This window comes from Dyella ginsengisoli (assembly GCF_044904665.1).
Lineage (GTDB): Bacteria > Pseudomonadota > Gammaproteobacteria > Xanthomonadales > Rhodanobacteraceae > Dyella_A > Dyella_A ginsengisoli.
This window is the reverse complement of sequence record NZ_JADIKM010000003.1, coordinates 403,937-419,225: the sequence shown is the minus strand read 5'-3', so window position 1 is coordinate 419,225 and position 15,289 is coordinate 403,937. Positions and strand designations below refer to the sequence as shown.

Annotated in this window: 17 protein-coding genes; 8 read left to right on the top strand and 9 right to left on the bottom strand. The window is 66.7% G+C overall.

Annotated elements, in window-relative coordinates; translation table 11 throughout:
• Window positions 1-104: 104 nt before the first annotated feature.
• Window positions 105-701, top strand: coding sequence for a fasciclin domain-containing protein (locus tag ISP17_RS12145; protein WP_404633489.1), 597 nt, complete (start codon window positions 105-107; stop codon window positions 699-701).
• Window positions 702-820: 119 nt separating this feature from the next.
• A complete protein-coding gene (locus ISP17_RS12140; RefSeq protein ID WP_404633487.1) occupies window positions 821-1,330 on the top strand; it encodes a 3-hydroxyanthranilate 3,4-dioxygenase in 510 nt (169 codons plus the stop codon).
• Between the two features lie 16 nt (window positions 1,331-1,346).
• Here the strand turns inward: ISP17_RS12140 and ISP17_RS12135 are convergent, their stop codons facing one another.
• The gene (locus tag ISP17_RS12135) at window positions 1,347-1,889 is read right to left on the bottom strand and encodes an NUDIX hydrolase (protein WP_404634302.1); all 543 of its coding nucleotides are present in this window, start codon (window positions 1,887-1,889) and stop codon (window positions 1,347-1,349) included.
• Window positions 1,890-2,070: 181 nt separating this feature from the next.
• On the opposite strand from ISP17_RS12135, the gene ISP17_RS12130 reads away from it, so the two are divergent.
• Together ISP17_RS12130 and ISP17_RS12125 are read left to right on the top strand one after the other, a co-directional pair.
• On the top strand, window positions 2,071-3,582 hold the full coding sequence (locus ISP17_RS12130) for an amino acid permease (RefSeq protein WP_404633485.1): 1,512 nt from the start codon (window positions 2,071-2,073) through the stop codon (window positions 3,580-3,582).
• A gap of 74 nt (window positions 3,583-3,656) precedes the next feature.
• On the top strand, window positions 3,657-5,108 hold the full coding sequence (locus ISP17_RS12125; protein ID WP_404633483.1) for an amino acid permease: 1,452 nt from the start codon (window positions 3,657-3,659) through the stop codon (window positions 5,106-5,108).
• Between the two features lie 393 nt (window positions 5,109-5,501).
• On the opposite strand, the gene ISP17_RS12120 is transcribed toward ISP17_RS12125, so the two are convergent.
• Window positions 5,502-5,834 carry a high-potential iron-sulfur protein gene (locus ISP17_RS12120; RefSeq protein ID WP_404633481.1) on the bottom strand — a complete coding sequence of 111 codons (333 nt, stop codon included), beginning with the start codon at window positions 5,832-5,834 and terminating at the stop codon, window positions 5,502-5,504.
• 166 nt (window positions 5,835-6,000) lie between these two features.
• Here ISP17_RS12120 and ISP17_RS12115 point away from each other — a divergent pair, with 166 nt between their 5' ends.
• Genes ISP17_RS12115 through ISP17_RS12100 form a run of 4 tightly spaced genes read left to right on the top strand, consistent with a single transcriptional unit; the run spans window position 6,001 to window position 8,937 of the window.
• Entirely contained in the window at window positions 6,001-6,648 is a 648-nt protein-coding gene (locus ISP17_RS12115) for a methylthioribulose 1-phosphate dehydratase (protein ID WP_404633479.1), read from the top strand.
• Complete coding sequence (locus ISP17_RS12110) at window positions 6,645-7,208, top strand: 1,2-dihydroxy-3-keto-5-methylthiopentene dioxygenase (protein ID WP_404633477.1); 564 nt, start codon at window positions 6,645-6,647, stop codon at window positions 7,206-7,208. The genes ISP17_RS12115 and ISP17_RS12110 overlap by 4 nt, the downstream gene beginning before the upstream one ends.
• Before the next feature lie 35 nt (window positions 7,209-7,243).
• The gene (gene mtnC / locus ISP17_RS12105; protein WP_404633475.1) at window positions 7,244-7,930 is read left to right on the top strand and encodes an acireductone synthase; all 687 of its coding nucleotides are present in this window, start codon (window positions 7,244-7,246) and stop codon (window positions 7,928-7,930) included.
• Between the two features lie 17 nt (window positions 7,931-7,947).
• Complete coding sequence (locus tag ISP17_RS12100) at window positions 7,948-8,937, top strand: C13 family peptidase (protein WP_404633473.1); 990 nt, start codon at window positions 7,948-7,950, stop codon at window positions 8,935-8,937.
• A 7-nt stretch (window positions 8,938-8,944) separates the two neighbouring features.
• Here the strand turns inward: ISP17_RS12100 and hisIE are convergent, their stop codons facing one another.
• The 7 genes from hisIE to hisD all read right to left on the bottom strand — a co-directional run bounded on the left by hisIE (window position 8,945) and on the right by hisD (window position 15,284).
• Window positions 8,945-9,568: a bifunctional phosphoribosyl-AMP cyclohydrolase/phosphoribosyl-ATP diphosphatase HisIE gene (gene hisIE / locus ISP17_RS12095; protein WP_404633471.1), complete on the bottom strand. Its 624-nt coding sequence runs from the start codon at window positions 9,566-9,568 to the stop codon at window positions 8,945-8,947.
• A gap of 153 nt (window positions 9,569-9,721) precedes the next feature.
• On the bottom strand, window positions 9,722-10,495 hold the full coding sequence (gene hisF / locus ISP17_RS12090) for an imidazole glycerol phosphate synthase subunit HisF (RefSeq protein WP_404633469.1): 774 nt from the start codon (window positions 10,493-10,495) through the stop codon (window positions 9,722-9,724).
• On the bottom strand, window positions 10,489-11,217 hold the full coding sequence (hisA, locus tag ISP17_RS12085) for a 1-(5-phosphoribosyl)-5-[(5-phosphoribosylamino)methylideneamino]imidazole-4-carboxamide isomerase (RefSeq protein WP_404633467.1): 729 nt from the start codon (window positions 11,215-11,217) through the stop codon (window positions 10,489-10,491). The genes hisF and hisA overlap by 7 nt, the downstream gene beginning before the upstream one ends.
• Window positions 11,214-11,804, bottom strand: a complete 591-nt coding sequence (gene hisH, locus ISP17_RS12080; RefSeq protein WP_404633465.1) for an imidazole glycerol phosphate synthase subunit HisH — start codon at window positions 11,802-11,804, stop codon at window positions 11,214-11,216. Before hisH ends, hisA begins: the two co-directional genes overlap by 4 nt.
• Entirely contained in the window at window positions 11,804-12,868 is a 1,065-nt protein-coding gene (gene hisB / locus ISP17_RS12075) for a bifunctional histidinol-phosphatase/imidazoleglycerol-phosphate dehydratase HisB (protein ID WP_404633463.1), read from the bottom strand. Before hisB ends, hisH begins: the two co-directional genes overlap by 1 nt.
• Window positions 12,865-13,980, bottom strand: coding sequence for a histidinol-phosphate transaminase (gene hisC, locus ISP17_RS12070; RefSeq protein WP_404633461.1), 1,116 nt, complete (start codon window positions 13,978-13,980; stop codon window positions 12,865-12,867). Before hisC ends, hisB begins: the two co-directional genes overlap by 4 nt.
• Complete coding sequence (gene hisD / locus ISP17_RS12065; protein ID WP_404633459.1) at window positions 13,977-15,284, bottom strand: histidinol dehydrogenase; 1,308 nt, start codon at window positions 15,282-15,284, stop codon at window positions 13,977-13,979. The genes hisC and hisD overlap by 4 nt, the downstream gene beginning before the upstream one ends.
• Between the last annotated feature and the right edge of the window lie 5 nt (window positions 15,285-15,289).

The following is a 15,289-nucleotide window of genomic DNA, read 5'->3' as shown; positions in this document are numbered from 1 at the left end:
CTCCTTGAGGCGTTGTGTCGCACGCCCTGCATCTCTCCCGGTTCGGCTGGCGTATCTCCATGGCTTCCCTGTTGAAGCCAGTTCACTTACCAGGAGATACGCCCATGAAGCTTGTCCATCGCAGCCGCGCTCTCTCCACCGCCTTCGCCCTCGCCTTAGCGGGACTCTGCGCCAGCACCGCTTTTGCCGCCACAGGCGACATGGCCGGCATGAGCATGGAGAAGACCGTCGAGGTCGGCGGCGCACCGATGTATCCCTCGAAGAACATCATCGAGAACGCGGTCAACTCCAAGGATCACACCACGCTGGTTGCGGCGGTCAAGGCCGCCGGCCTCGTCGACACCTTGTCGGGCCCGGGTCCGTTTACCGTGTTCGCGCCCACCAACGAGGCGTTCGCGGCGCTGCCCGCCGGCACCGTCGACACCCTGCTCAAGCCGGAGAACAAGGCTACGCTGACCAAGGTGCTCACGTATCACGTGGTCGCCGGCAAGGTGAGCGCGGCCGACGTGCTTGCACTGATCAAGAAGGGCGGCGGCAAGGCCGTGGTGAAGACGGTGGAAGGCGACTCGCTCACCTTCTCCAAGGACGCCAAGGGCGTGGCGATCACCGACGACAAGGGCAACACTGGCCACGTCACCATCGCTGACGTGAACCAGTCCAATGGCGTGATCCACGTGGTCGACACCGTACTGATGCCGTAAGCGCGAACGCCATTCCCGTTCCAGATGCGTTACCTCCCCTTTGCCCCGGCCCCGCCGGGGCGTTTTCTTTGCCGCGGCGACAGCGCTATGTTGGCGCGCCCACCCTGCTGAAGACACGCATGTCCCTGCCCAGCCCCATCAACCTGCAGCACTGGATCGCCCAGCATCGCCACCTGCTCAAGCCGCCGGTGGGCAACAAGTGCATCGTCGATGGCGACTTCATCGTGATGATCGTCGGTGGCCCCAATGCGCGCAGCGACTACCACCTCGACGAAGGCCCGGAATTCTTCTACCAGCTCGAAGGCGAGATGGTGCTGAAGGTGCAGGACGAGGGCGTCGCCCGGGACATTCCCATCCGTGCCGGCGAGCTGTTCTACCTGCCACCGCGCGTGCCGCATTCGCCGCAGCGCCTGCCCGATTCCATCGGCCTGGTGATCGAGCGCCGGCGACGCCCGGGCGAACGCGACGGGCTGCAGTGGTACTGCGCCGTCTGCAACCACAAGCTTTACGAGGAATATTTCGAGCTCAAGGACATCGAGCAGGATTTCCCGCCCGTGTTCGATCGCTTCCACGCATCGTTGACCGCACGCACTTGCCCGCAGTGCGGTGCCGTGCACCCGGCGCCCTGACACACAGGGGGCAAGATCACGGACTGCGTGCCATCCAGCGCTGCGCCATCCGTCGCAACGAGGCATCGGCGGTCGGATCGGCGACCAGCGCCTCGATCGGCATCCACGCCAGCGCCAGCGATTCGTCGCTGACGGCGAAGCACTCGCTGCCGGTGGCCCGCACGACGTAACGGACGTCGTAATGCCAATGACCCGGCTCGTTGCCGCGTGCCGGTATCCAGTGACGATCCAGATCGAAGATCGCCGGTTCCACCTGCAGATCCGCCAGGCCCGACTCCTCTTCCGCTTCGCGCAGTGCAACACGCGCCAGGTCGCGATCGCCGTCGGCGTGACCGCCGAGCTGCAGCCAGCGGCCGAGCTTGCGGTGATGGGTGAGCAGCACGCGTTCGCCGTCATTGCTCACCAGCCATGCCGATCCGGTGAAATGCCCGGGCGGATGGTGGCGGTGAAAAACCTCAGGCGAGGAGTCGAGAAAGGCCGCAAAAACGGCAGGGACCGCGGACGCCCCGTCCGCCGCAGAAAAACGCTGCAGTGCAGCGCGAAAAGAGACGGCCACAATATCCAGAACGTCGCTCCGACGGGCTTTGGCGAGCACGCGATTCTACGCGCCGTCGATGTGCCGCACGGCGCTTGTCGCCCCCATCCTCGTCGGCTATGGTTGCCCGTCACCTCCGCCTGCCGCGTGCCTGTTTCGCGGTGTCGCCATGGGGATGGCGTCTGTTTCCACGGGGAATCACCACATGCTTTTTCAGCGCGTCAAACCGCTTGACCAGATTCTTGCCACGGCCGAAAAGAAAAGCCTCAAGCGGCAGCTCGGTCCGATCCAGCTCACCCTGATGGGCGTCGGCGCCATCATCGGAACCGGTATCTTCGTGCTCACGGCCGAAGCGGGTCAGAAGGCCGGTCCGGGCATGATGATCGCCTTCATCATCGCGGCGGTGGTCTGCGGCCTGGCCGCTCTTGCCTATGCCGAACTCGCTTCGATGATCCCGGTGGCAGGCTCGGCTTACACGTACACCTACGGCGTGCTCGGCGAGGGCCTGGCATGGATCGTGGGCTGGGCGCTGGTGCTGGAATATGCGATCGCCGCGGGCACGGTGGCGGTAGGCTGGTCCGGCTACATGAATGGGTTCCTGCTGCACACCAATTTCTTCGGACTGGTCGGCGAGGGTGCGCTCGCGCTTCCCGAGTCGCTGCGGTCCGGCCCTTACGCCGGCGGCACGTTCAACCTGCTCGCCTTCCTGATCTCGATCGTGATCACCCTGCTGCTGATCGTGGGAACGTCCAAGTCGGCCAAGGTCAATGCCGTTCTGGTCGCCATCAAGATCGTGGCGCTGAGCGCCTTCATCCTCATCGCGGTCCCGGCTGCCAGCACGCCGAACTTCCATCCGTTCCTGCCCAACGGCTGGGGCAGCCCGCTAGGCGGCATTGGCGTGCTCGGTGCAGCTGCGTCGATCTTCTTCGCCTACGTGGGTTTCGATGCCGTCTCCACGGCAGCCGAAGAAACCAAGAACCCGAACCGCAACATCCCGATCGGCCTCATCGGCTCGTTGGCGGTGTGCACCGTCTTCTATTTGCTGGTGGGCTACGGCGCCGCGGGTGCGATCGGCATCCAGCCGCTGTTCGGGCCGGACGGGGTCGCGTTCCACCCGGGCAGCCCGGAGATGGCCGCCGCCTGCAAGGGTTCGGAGGCACTGGTGTGTTCGAAGGAGCCTCTGGCGCACGTGATCCGCATGCTGGGCCACGGCTCGATTGGCAACTGGATCGGCGGTGCCGCCGTCATCGCGCTGCCGTCGGTCATCCTGGTGATGATCTATGGCCAGACGCGCATCTTCTTCACGATGTCGCGCGACGGCCTGCTGCCTGGCGGCCTGTCCAAGCTGCATCCGCGCTTCAATACCCCCCACGTGCTCACCCTGATCACCGGCGTGGCCGTCTCCCTGTTTGCCGCGATGTTTCCCGTCGGCCTGCTGGCGGACATCACCAACTCCGGCACGCTGTTCGCCTTCATGATGGTGTCCATCGGCGTCATGGTGCTGCGAGTGCGCGAGCCGCAGCGCCCGCGTCCGTTCCGCACTCCGCTGGTGTGGATCATCTGCCCGCTGGCGATGATCGGCTGCCTGATGCTGTTCCTGAATCTCGGCGCGATCACGCTGAAGCTGTTCTTCGGCTGGGCAGCCATCGGGCTGGTCGTCTATTTCGCCTACGGTCGCCGCAAGAGCCATCTGGCCAACGGCACCGAGGCGGCCTGAGTTCATCCGCATCCGACCGATTCAAGCCAAGACGGCACGGTGAAAACCGTGCCGTCGTCTTTTCCGGAATAACCATGCTCAAGCAATTGCTCGCCCGCAAGACCAATTTCAGCGACGTCGTCGACGACAGCCACGGCCCCGGCCTGCGCCGCACGCTCGGGCCGTGGGGCATCACCGCGCTGGGCATCGGTGCGGTGATCGGCACCGGCATCTTCGTGGTCACCGGGACCGCGGCGGCCGAACATGCCGGACCAGCAGTACTGATCTCCTTCGTCCTGGCCGCGATCTGCAGCGCCTTCAGCGCGCTGTGCTACGCCGAGTTCGCCACCCTGATTCCCGTGTCGGGCAGCTCCTATTCCTACGCCTACGCCACCCTGGGCGAACTGGTCGCCTGGTTCATCGGCTGGAACATGGTGCTGGAATACGGCATCTCGGCCTCGGCCGTGGCCGCCAGCTGGACCGGCTACTTCACCAGCCTGCTCGACCACGTCGGCATCCACCTGCCGGTCGCGCTCACCGAGGCGCCGCTGGCATTTACCGGCGGCCACCTGGTGGCCACCGGCCATCTGCTCAACTTGCCGGCGGTCGCCATCGTGCTGGCGCTGACCTGGCTGTGCTACGTGGGTATCCGCGAATCGTCGGGACTGAACGCGCTGATGGTGCTGCTGAAGGTCGGCCTGATCCTGATGATCATCATCGCTGGCGCCCGCTACGTGAACACCGACAACTGGCATCCCTTCATCCCCGAACCGAAGGGCGACGGCGAGTTCGGCTGGTCCGGCATCTTCCGCGGCGCAGCGATGGTGTTCTTTGCCTACATCGGCTTCGAGGCGACCTCCACCGCGGCACAGGAATGCAAGAACCCCCAGCGCGACCTGCCCTTCGGCATCATCCTGTCGCTGGTCCTGTGTACCCTGCTGTACCTCGGCATGGCCGCGGTGATGACGGGCCTGGTGCCCTACACCGTGCTCAACACGGTCGACCCGGTGGTGACTGCGCTGCAAGGTCATGCGGAGCTGGGCTGGCTGCGCACCTGGGTGGAAGTCGGCGCGCTGATCGGCCTGTCCTCGGTGATCCTGGTGATGATCATCGCCCAGCCGCGCATCTTCATGATCATGGCCCGCGACGGCCTGCTGCCCAAGGTGTTCGCCAAGGTGCACCCGAAGCACCGCACGCCGCACATCAACACCCTCATCACCGGCTTCGGCATAGCCGTGCTGGCGGCGATTTTTCCGCTCGATTTGCTCGCCGACCTCACCTCGATGGGCACATTGATCGCCTTCACCGCGGTATGCGCCGGCGTGCTGATCCTGCGCTACACCGCGCCGGAACTGCCGCGCACCTTCCGTGTACCGTGGGCGCCAGTGATCTGCGTGGCCGGCGTGCTCAGCTGCCTCGGACTGCTCTACACGATGAACTGGTTCAACTGGGCCTTGATGGGCGCATGGACCGTGATCGGGCTGCTGATCTACTTCGGTTACGGCATGCGCCACAGCCACCTGCATGCGCCGAAAATCGATCAATAGCCTACTAAATGCGGCTATATTCCGCCCTCTTCCGCGAAATTGACTCTAACGTGTCGAATGAGCTGAAAGGACGCAGGCTTCCCGAAAGTGTTAACTCAATGTTTCGCAATGCATTGATACTTAACGTTTTTGTGAAAAAAACATCAATCGATCGGAACGGTTCGCACAGCCCGGGGTAGCGGAGTATGATCCGTGGTCCGCGGGTTGATCACTTGGCAGTGGGCCCCCGGATCGCCGCCCGGCGCGTCAGACAGGGTCAGCTCCTCATCCTGGCGCGCCGGGCAGCACTTTTGAGGTGAGAGGTGCTTGCCGCGTTCCGCGCAGAGCCTCGACAAACAAAAAGGCCGGCTTCACAGCCGGCCTTTCTTTTTTGCCGAACGGCAGCAGCAGGAATCAGCCGGCCTTCACCGCGTGCGACACGCACCAGCCCTTGGCGGCGACGGACTTGCCCGGGAACAGCTGGCAAGGACCGAAGCCGGTCGCTCCGCCACTGTAGAACTGGCAGTTCGCGCAGGTGTCGCCGGCCTTGTGCTTGGGATCCTTGGTCGCGTTGGCGTCTTCCACGTAACCGAGCGCCTTGGCGGTCGGATCCGATTCGGACACATGCGGCAGATCCGCGGCGCGCGCCAGGCGCGGCAGCGTACCGACCACCACCGCCGCAGCGGCCGTGCCGGCAGCGATCTTGAGGAATCGGCGACGCGACTCGTTGCTTTCTTCGTGGGACATTGGCAAACCTCCGTCGTGGATGAACTGCCGCTGGTGCGGCGATTGATGTCTGGATGCTACGCCGTTCGCCCCAATCTTTCCTGACTTGCGAGAATGCCTCGCATTATCCGGTGGCGGCGCAACGGGCCGTGCTATTCTTTTCTACCGTTTGGACGTCCAAATACTCATGTCACAAGTGCTTCCCGAGGGTATTTCCAGCGACGCTTTCTTCGCCTGTGCCGATGCTATCGTGCTGGCCGCCAAGGATCTCGCCGCACTGGGCTGGACTCCCGCCACCAGCAGCAACTTCTCGATGCGGCTGGACGATGCGCATGCTGCTATCACCATCTCCGGCCGCGACAAAGGCAAGCTCAGCCGCGCCGACATCATGCTCATCGACCTCAGTGGCAACGCCGTGGGTACCGACGCCCGACCCAGCGCGGAGACCGCCTTGCATACACAGGTCTACCGCTACTGGCCGGAGATGCAGGTAGTACTACACACCCATTCGCGCACGCAGAGCGTAGCCTCGCGTCTATTTGCCACACAGGGCGTGATCCGTCTCGAAGGCTGGGAGTTGCAAAAGGCGATCACCGGTTTCCACACTCACGAAAGCGTGCTGGAGATCCCGGTGTTTCCCAACACGCAGCACATGCCCGAGCTGGTGGCGCAGGTCGACGCCTGGCTGGACGCAGGCAAGCCGCTGCATGCATACCTGATCGATGGCCATGGCATCTACACCTGGGGCCGGACGATGGCCGAAACGCGCCGCCACCTGGAGGCGCTGGAATTCCTGCTTGCCTGCGAACTAGATCTGAGGAGGTTGTCCGCATGAGCCGTCTGCGCGTCTATGACGACACCAAACCGAACTCTGCCCTGGCCGAGCATCACGACCACCCATCCATCGCCCGCGAGCTGGGCGCGGTCGGCATCCGCTTCGAGCAGTGGCAGGCCAGCCAGCCGATCGCTCCGGGCGCCAGCCAGGAGGAGGTGATCGCTGCCTACCGCAGCGACATCGACCGCCTGATGGCCAGCGAGGGCTACCAGGCGGTGGACGTGATCAGCCTCAAGCCCGACCACCCGGACCGAGCCGCGCTGCGCCAGAAGTTCCTGGACGAGCACACCCACAGCGAGGACGAGGTGCGCTTCTTCGTCGCTGGCGCCGGGCAGTTCACCCTGCACATCGGCGGCAAGGTGTACGAGGTGCTGTGCGAACAGGGCGACCTGATCGGCGTACCCGACGGCACACCGCACTGGTTCGACATGAGCGAGTCGCCCTATTTCGTGGCGATCCGCCTGTTCACCAACAAGGAGGGCTGGGTCGCCAACTTCACCGGCACCGACATCGCCGGGCGTTTCCCGCGCATGACGCCGCGCGCCGCCTCCGGCGCCTGACCTTCGCACCAGCTTTGCCCAAGGACACCCATACGATGATCGAGATTCGCGCCATCGTCACCGACATCGAGGGCACCACCAGCTCGATCGATTTCGTCAGGGACGTGCTCTTTCCCTACGCGCGCAAGCGCCTGCCCGCCTTTGTCGAAACCCATGGCGACACGCCAGAGGTGCAGCACTGGCTGCATGAGGCGGCCAAGGAGGCCGGCATCATCGAGGCCAGCAGGCAGGAGATCATCGAGATGCTGCTGCGCTGGATCGACGAGGACCGCAAGTCCACCGCGCTCAAGGCACTGCAGGGCATGATCTGGAAGGATGGATACGAGGCCGGCGACTATCGCGCCCACGTCTATCCCGAAGTGCCGGCCCGCCTGCGGGCCTGGCGGGCGCAGGGCCTGAAGCTCTACGTCTACTCGTCCGGTTCGGTGCCGGCACAGAAGCTGTTCTTCCGCCACAGCGACGCGGGCGACCTGGGTCCGCTGTTCGCCGGCTATTTCGACACGCAGACCGGCCCCAAGCGCGAGGCCGCCTCGTACGCCGCCATCGCCGAGGCCATCGACGAGCAGCCGGCGCATATCCTGTTCCTGTCCGACATCGTGCAGGAGCTCGATGCGGCCCGCGCGGCCGGGTTCCAGACCGGCTGGCTGCTGCGCGATCCCGCACAGGCATCGGGTACACCGACCCATCCCGCGTACCCCGACTTCGACGCCATCACCGTCTGACCCGGCGAACCTCCGACATGCGCCTGCTGCTTACTGCCCTGCTCGCGTTCACTGCCGGCGCAGCGCTGACCATCGCGCTGGAACAGTCGCATCTCCGGGCGGCGACGGCGGCGCCCGTCGCGGCGGCCAGCACCGAGCCTGCCAGCGGTGTCCAGGATGCTCCCGCCGACGCATGGCCGGCCGACGCCCCGTCTCCCGAGCAGGTGCTCTACGCGCAACCGCACCTGCTGCAGCAGGCGCTCGATCGCCTGTCGCCGCGGGTCGCGGGCGTGCCGAATCTCTACCTGGTGAGCTTCGCTGGCGATGGCAGCGAGAATGTGTTCCGCAACGAGGCCGAATATGCTGCCCAGCTGTTCCGCCAGCGCTACGGCCAGCGGGCTCACACGGTGGTGCTGGCCAACAATCCGGCGACACTGGACACCTATCCGCTGGCCAGCTGGAGCAATCTGGAGACGGTGCTCGCCAGGCTGTCCCGGGTGATGGATCCGAACCAGGACATCCTGATGCTCTACCTCACCAGCCACGGCGATCCGGAACACACCCTGCTGGTAGACATGGATCCGCTGCCGTTGGATCAGATCGGCGCGCAGGATCTGGCCGGCATTCTCGCCGAGCATCCGTTCAAGTGGAAGGTGGTGGTGGTCAATGCCTGCTACTCGGGCGGGTTCGTGCCGCCGCTCGCGGGCGACGGCACCCTGGTGATCACCGCCGCGCGCGCCGATCGCAGCTCCTTCGGCTGCGGCAACGATTCAAATGCCACCTACTTTGGCCGCGCCTGGCTCGTCGATGCACTCAACCAGACCGCCGACCCGGTCGACGCCTTCCGGCGTGCGCAGGCGGAAGTAGCCCGCTGGGAACAGCAGGACAAGCTCACGCCCTCCGAGCCACAGATCTCCGTCGGCAGCGGCATCGACGCCCAGCTCGCGCGCTGGCGCCGGGGCGACCCGATCGGATCGGCGGTACCATTCCGCCCCGACGCGGGTGGCGAAGCCCCCGCCACGCGCTGAACCCCGGCTACTTTGCGGCGTGGCGTGCCGCCAGCACGACCGCCACGTCGGCCAGCGACAGCCCCCGCGAGCGCAGCAAGACCGTGAGATGGAAGACCATGTCGGCCGCTTCGCCGAGCAGCTCCTCGTCGCCCTGTACCACGCCGGCCAGCGCTGTCTCGACACCCTCCTCGCCCACTTTCTGCGCGATGCGCCGCACGCCGCTCTCGAACAGGCGCGTGGTGTAGCTGCCTTGCGGGCGCTCGGCGTGGCGTTGCGCGACCAGCGCGTCCAGTTCCGCGAGGAAGCCCAGCGGCGGGCGCACCGCATCGCCGAAACAGCTCGAGGTGCCGGTATGGCAGGTCGGGCCGTGCGGCAGCGCGCCGACCAGCAGCGTGTCCGCGTCGCAGTCCACGCGGATCGATTGCAGGGCCAGCACGTGCCCCGAACTCTCGCCCTTGGTCCACAGGCGCTGCTTCGAACGGCTGAAGAACGTGACGTGACCGGTGCGCTGCGTGGCCTCCAGCGCCGCGGCGTTCATGTAGCCGAGCATCAGCACCTCGCCGGTCTGTGCGTGCTGCACGATCGCCGGCAGCAGGCCATCGCCCTTGTTCCAGTCGAGGCGGGATAGGTCGGATTGGGGCTCGGTCATAGGGTGGGCCATGCGGGACAAGTGAATGAGGAAAAGCGAGGAGTGAGGAGTGAGGAGTGAGGAGTGAGGAGTGAGGAGTGAGGAGTGAGGAGTGAGAGAAGAGCGCAGAAACTGCGCGATCACCGATGCTTTTCTCTCACTCCTCACTCCTCTTTACTCACTCCTGACACGGACGCCATGCGCTCCCAGATACCGCTTCAACTCGGGAATCGCGATTGCACCGGAATGGAACACGCTGGCGGCCAGCGCGCCGTCCACGTCGGCATCGACGAACGCGTCGCGGAAATGCTCCGGCGCACCGGCACCCCCAGAGGCGATCAGCGGCACGTGGCAGATCGCGCGGGCCGCGCGCAGCTGCTCCAGGTCGTAGCCCTGACGCACGCCGTCGCTGCCCATGCAGTTGAGCACGATCTCGCCGGCACCGCGGCGCTGCGCCTCGGCCATCCAGTCCAGCGTGCCGCGTGCGAGCGCCTGGGTTTTACCGGGGTCACCGGTGTACTGGCGCACACGCCACTGGCCATCAGCGTCGCGCAGCGAATCGATGCCCACCACCACGCACTGCACGCCAAACGCCTGCGCCAGTTCGTCGATCAGTTCGGGCCGCTCCAGCGCGGGCGAATTCACCGAGATCTTGTCGGCCCCGGCGTGCAGCACGGCACGCGCCTCGTCCACCGAGCGGATGCCACCGGCGACGCAGAATGGAATGTCGATCACCCGCGCCACGCGCTCGACCCAGGCGCGGTCCACGCTGCGGCCCTCCGGGCTGGCGGTGATGTCGTAGAACACCAGCTCGTCGGCGCCTTCGTCGCGGTAGCGCAGCGCGAGATCGACGATCTCGCCCATCACCACGTGATCGCGGAAGCGCACGCCCTTGACGACCTGGCCGTCGCGCACGTCGAGGCAGGGAATGATGCGGCGGCTCAGCATGCCAGCGCTTCCTCCAGGGTAAAGCGGCCTTCGAGCAGCGCCCGTCCGAGGATCACGCCGCGCGCGCCCACGTCGCGGGCGGCGCGAATGTCGGCCAGCGACCGTACCCCTCCTGACGCCTGCGCGGCCAGCTGCGGCGCGATGTCCGCGAGGTGGCGATACAGATCCAGATTGAAGCCGGCGAGCATGCCGTCGCGATCGATATCCGTGCACAGCAGGTGGTGGGCACCGTGCGCCGCGTACCAGGGCGCCAGCTCGTCCAGCGTGCGCGCCTCGGTTTCGGTCCAGCCGGCGCTGGGCAGCGTCCAGCGATCATCGATGCGGCGCGTGTCGAGCGCGATCGTGATGCGCTCGCCACCCCAGGTATCCAGCCAGCGGGCAACCGTCTCCGGCTCGCGAATCGCCACGCTGCCCAGCACCACGCGCTGCACGCCGACATCGAACAGACGCCTGAGGTCATCTTCCTCTCGCACGCCGCCGCCGGCCTGCACCTGCAGGCCATCGGCCGCCATCGCCCGGATGACCGCCAGATTGTCGAGCTTGCCGGAGCGCGCACCGTCCAGATCCACCACATGCAGCCAGAGCGCACCGTCGTGCAGATAACGCCGGGCCAGCTCGCCCGGATCGTTCGAATACGTCGTCTGCTGCGCATAGTCGCCTTGGCGCAGGCGGACCACGCGGCCATCGCGAAGATCGATCGCGGGAATGATGTCGAAGCTCATAGGCTGAGGAAATTCCTGAGAAGTCTCGCGCCGACAGCGGCCGAGCGCTCGGGATGAAACTGCATCCCATGGAAATTGCCGCTCGCGATCACCGCCGAGAACGGGCCACCGAAATCGGCCGTGGCGAGCGTGTAGTCGCCGACCGGCACCGCGTAGCTGTGCACGAAATAGGCCTGCTCGCCGGCCGTCATTCCCGCCAGCAGCGGATGCTCGCGCACCGGCTCCAGCGCGTTCCAGCCCATGTGCGGCACGCGCAGGCCCGGTGCCTCATGGAAGCGGCGCACCGGGGCATCGATCACGCCCAGGCACTCGGTGTCGCCCTCTTCCGAATGCATGCACAGCAGCTGCATGCCCAGGCACACGCCCAGCACCGGCTGGGTCAGTGAACGCATCAACTCGACCAGCCCAAGCTCGCGCAGCCGCGCCATGCCCGGACCGGCCGCGCCCACGCCCGGCAGGATCACCTTGTCTGCGCCGCGGATGGTGTCCGGATCGGAAGTGAGCGCGGCCTCCACACCCAGGCGCTGCAGCGCGTAGCGCACCGAGCCGATGTTGGTGCCGCCGGCATCGACGAGAACAACGGACATCACAGCGTTCCCTTGGTGCTGGGCAGTTCGCTGCCCTCGCGGCGGATCGCCTGGCGCAGCGTGCGCGCCACCACCTTGAAGCAGGCCTCGACCATGTGGTGCGCGTTGTCGCCCTTCACGGTGAGGTGCAGGTTGGCCCCCAGCGTTTCGCACAGCGAGCGGAACACGTGCGGCACCAGCTCGGTGGGGATGTCGCCCACTCGCTCGCGCGGGAAGCTGCCCTCGAACACGAAGTACGGCCGGCCGGAGAGATCCAGCGCGGCGCTGGCGAAGGACTCGTCCATCGGCAGCGTGAAGCCGTAGCGGCCGATGCCACGCTTGTCGCCCAGTGCCTGCTTCAGCGCCTGGCCGAGGGCCAGCGCGCTGTCTTCCATCGTGTGGTGCTCGTCGATGTGGGTATCGCCCTTGCAGGTCAACTCCAGCGCGAAGCCGCCGTGCTTGCCGATCTGCTCGAGCATGTGGTCGAAGAAGCCCAGCCCGGTGCGGATCTTCGGCTCGGCCACGCGATCCAGATCGACGTTTACCGTGATGCGGGTTTCCTTCGTGTTGCGCTGGACCGTGGCGGTGCGTGGCGCGTCGAGCAGGCGGTGCGCGACCTCATCCCACGACTCGCCCTGTGGCCCCACGCGCAAACCGCGCACGCCCAGATTGGCGGCGAGTTGCAGGTCCGTCTCGCGGTCGCCGATGACGGCCGAAGCGGCCCGACTCCAGCCGTCGTCGGCAAGGTAGTGGCGCAGCATGCCGATGCCCGGCTTGCGCGTGTCCAACCCTTCGTGCGGAAAGCTGCGGTCGATCAGCTGCTCGCGGAACGCGATGCCCTGCGACGCCAGGATGCGCAGCAGCAGCGCGTGCGGTCCGTCGAAGTTTTCCTGCGGAAAGCTCGCGGTGCCCAGTCCGTCCTGATTGGTGACCATCACCAGCTCGTAGCCGGCGGCAACGCAGCGCTGCAGCGCGCCGATCACCCCGGGCAGCAGCTCGAGCTTGGCGTAGCTGTCGATCTGCTCGTCCGGCGGCTCGACGATGAGGCAGCCGTCGCGGTCGATGAAAAGGATCTTGCGGCTCATGAAGTTTTTTTCCTTGCCGATCCCTCGGCAACAACCCGGCCATCCATGGCCGGACTCTTCAATGTTGAAAGCACGTCCAGCACGCGGGCATTTTCCTCCGGCGTGCCGATGGTGATGCGAAGCGTGTCGCCCAGGTTCGGATAGCGGCGAACGTCGCGCACCACGATGCCGGCGGCGAGCAGGCGTTGGTAGACAGCGCCCGCATCATCGAAGCGCACGGCGAGGAAGTTCGCCTGCGACGGCAACACCTCGAGCACACCGGGCACGGCGGCCAGCGCGTCGGCCATGCGCGAGCGCTCGATCTTGATCTGATCGATATGCCCGCGCGCCAACGCCTGCCCGGCCGTCGACAGCGCGGCCAGCGCAGCCTCCACGCAGGGCAACGGCAGCGGATACGGCGGCATGATCCGGCGCAGCAGCGCAATGACCTCGGCATTCGCCAGCAGCGTGCCGATGCGCGCACCGGCCAGCGCCCAAGCCTTGGACAATGTGCGCAAAATGGCGACGTGCTCGTAGCGATCGATGAGGCCAGCCATGCTCGGCGCATCGGCAAATTCGACATACGCCTCGTCGACGATCAGCAGCGCGCGACCGGCCAGCGCCTGCGCCAGCCGCTCGATGGCCGCCGATGCGATCACCTGCCCCGTCGGATTGTTCGGCGTGCAGACGAACACCAGCTTCACCGCCGGCGTCATCGCCGCCAGCACGGCGTCCACGTCCAGCGTGAAGTCGACGGCCAGCGGCGCCTCGATCACTGCGGCGTTCTGGATGCGCGCGCACACGGCGTACATGCCGAACGTGGGCGGCTGGATCAGGATCGCGTCCTCGCCCGCACGGCAGAACGCGCGCACCAGGAGGTCGATCGCTTCGTCGCTGCCGCGGCCTACCAGCAGTTGGTCGCGGCGCACGCCATACAAGTCCGCGAGCGCATCGACCAAGGCGGCCGGTTGCGGATCGGGATAGCGGTGGCAGCCCGCGCCCGCCTCGCCGAACGGCGCCCACGCGGACTCGTTGGCATTGAGCAGGATCTGCCCGCCGCTGGCTTCCATCCTCGCCGAGGAATACGGCTGCATGGCGCGGATCTCCGCGCGCGCCAGATCGAGCACGCTCATGCGCGACCCTCCAGCGCGTCCAGCCGCATCGACACGGCACGGCGGTGCGCTTCCAGTTGCTCGGCGGCAGCCAGTGTCACCGTGCATGGGCCAATGTTGCGCAGGCCCTCGGCGCTCACTTCCTGCACGCTGATTTGCTTGACGAAGCTGGCCACCGACACGCCGCTGTAACTGCGCGCGTAGCCGTAGGTGGGCAGCACGTGGTTGGAGCCGCTGCAGTAGTCGCCCACCGACTCCGGCGTCCAGGAACCTAAGAAGATCGACCCCGCGCTTTCGATGCCGTCGAGCAGCGCGCGCGGCTCGGCGGTCTGGATGATCAGGTGTTCGGGCGCATAGCGGTTGCTCACCTCGACCGCCTGGGTCAGCGAGTCCACCGCGATCAGGCGGCTCTGCGCCAGCGCCTTGAACGCGGTCTCGCTGCGCGGCAGCGTCGCTACCTGCCGCTGCACTTCCGCGGCCACGGCGTCGAGCAGCGCGGCCGACGGGCTGAGCAGCACCACCTGCGAATCCGGCCCGTGCTCGGCCTGCGACAGCAGGTCGGCGGCGACGAAGGCGGGGTTTGCGCCGTCGTCGGCGATCACCAGCACCTCGGACGGACCGGCCGGCATGTCGATGGCGGCACCTTCCGGATCGCCCGACACCTGCAGCTTGGCCTCGGTCACCCAGGCGTTGCCCGGGCCGAACAGCTTCTCGCACTTGGGCACGCTGTCCGTGCCGTAGGCCATCGCGGCGATCGCCTGCGCGCCGCCGAGCTTGAACACGCGGTGCACGCCGGTGATGCGCGCCGCGTACAGCACGGCTTCGTCGCAACGGCCGTCGGCGCGCGCGGGCGAGCACAGCACCACCTCGCGACAACCGGCGATCGCCGCCGGCACGCCCAGCATCAGCGCAGTGGACGGCAGCGGCGCGGTGCCGGCCGGCACGTACAGGCCGACCCGGGTGATCGGGCGCAGCATGCGCTCCACGCGTACGCCCGGCGCCGTGTCCACGCCCACCGGCGTGGGCTGAGACGCGCGGTGGTAGGTGTCGATGCGGCTGGCCGCCTCGCGGATCGCCGCCTTCAGCGCTTCATCCAGGCTGGCCTCGGCCGCGTCAAACTCGGCCGCGGTGACTTCGATGGCGTCCAGCGCGCAGCGGTCGTACTTCGCGCTCAGCTCGCGCAGCGCAGCGTCGCCGTGCGCGCGCACCTGGCCGATGATCACCGCCACGCCCTGCTTGAGTTCGTCCGCGCGGGCCTGCGCCGGGCGCGCCAGCGCCTCGCGCCGGGCGGTTTCGTCGAGTGCGTTCCAGTCCAGCCGCTTCATCGTCT

Bases quoted from the DNA above. Each gene is read 5' to 3' on its own strand.
- ISP17_RS12145 (WP_404633489.1), top strand. From the start codon at position 105: ATGAAGCTTGTCCATCGCAGCCGCGCTCTCTCCACCGCCTTCGCCCTC.
- ISP17_RS12140 (WP_404633487.1), top strand. From the start codon at position 821: ATGTCCCTGCCCAGCCCCATCAACCTGCAGCACTGGATCGCCCAGCAT.
- ISP17_RS12130 (WP_404633485.1), top strand. From the start codon at position 2,071: ATGCTTTTTCAGCGCGTCAAACCGCTTGACCAGATTCTTGCCACGGCC.
- ISP17_RS12125 (WP_404633483.1), top strand. From the start codon at position 3,657: ATGCTCAAGCAATTGCTCGCCCGCAAGACCAATTTCAGCGACGTCGTC.
- ISP17_RS12120 (WP_404633481.1), bottom strand. From the start codon at position 5,834: ATGTCCCACGAAGAAAGCAACGAGTCGCGTCGCCGATTCCTCAAGATC.
- ISP17_RS12115 (WP_404633479.1), top strand. From the start codon at position 6,001: ATGTCACAAGTGCTTCCCGAGGGTATTTCCAGCGACGCTTTCTTCGCC.
- ISP17_RS12110 (WP_404633477.1), top strand. From the start codon at position 6,645: ATGAGCCGTCTGCGCGTCTATGACGACACCAAACCGAACTCTGCCCTG.
- mtnC (WP_404633475.1), top strand. From the start codon at position 7,244: ATGATCGAGATTCGCGCCATCGTCACCGACATCGAGGGCACCACCAGC.
- ISP17_RS12100 (WP_404633473.1), top strand. From the start codon at position 7,948: ATGCGCCTGCTGCTTACTGCCCTGCTCGCGTTCACTGCCGGCGCAGCG.
- hisIE (WP_404633471.1), bottom strand. From the start codon at position 9,568: ATGACCGAGCCCCAATCCGACCTATCCCGCCTCGACTGGAACAAGGGC.
- hisF (WP_404633469.1), bottom strand. From the start codon at position 10,495: ATGCTGAGCCGCCGCATCATTCCCTGCCTCGACGTGCGCGACGGCCAG.
- hisA (WP_404633467.1), bottom strand. From the start codon at position 11,217: ATGAGCTTCGACATCATTCCCGCGATCGATCTTCGCGATGGCCGCGTG.
- hisH (WP_404633465.1), bottom strand. From the start codon at position 11,804: ATGTCCGTTGTTCTCGTCGATGCCGGCGGCACCAACATCGGCTCGGTG.
- hisB (WP_404633463.1), bottom strand. From the start codon at position 12,868: ATGAGCCGCAAGATCCTTTTCATCGACCGCGACGGCTGCCTCATCGTC.
- hisC (WP_404633461.1), bottom strand. From the start codon at position 13,980: ATGAGCGTGCTCGATCTGGCGCGCGCGGAGATCCGCGCCATGCAGCCG.
- hisD (WP_404633459.1), bottom strand. From the start codon at position 15,284: ATGAAGCGGCTGGACTGGAACGCACTCGACGAAACCGCCCGGCGCGAG.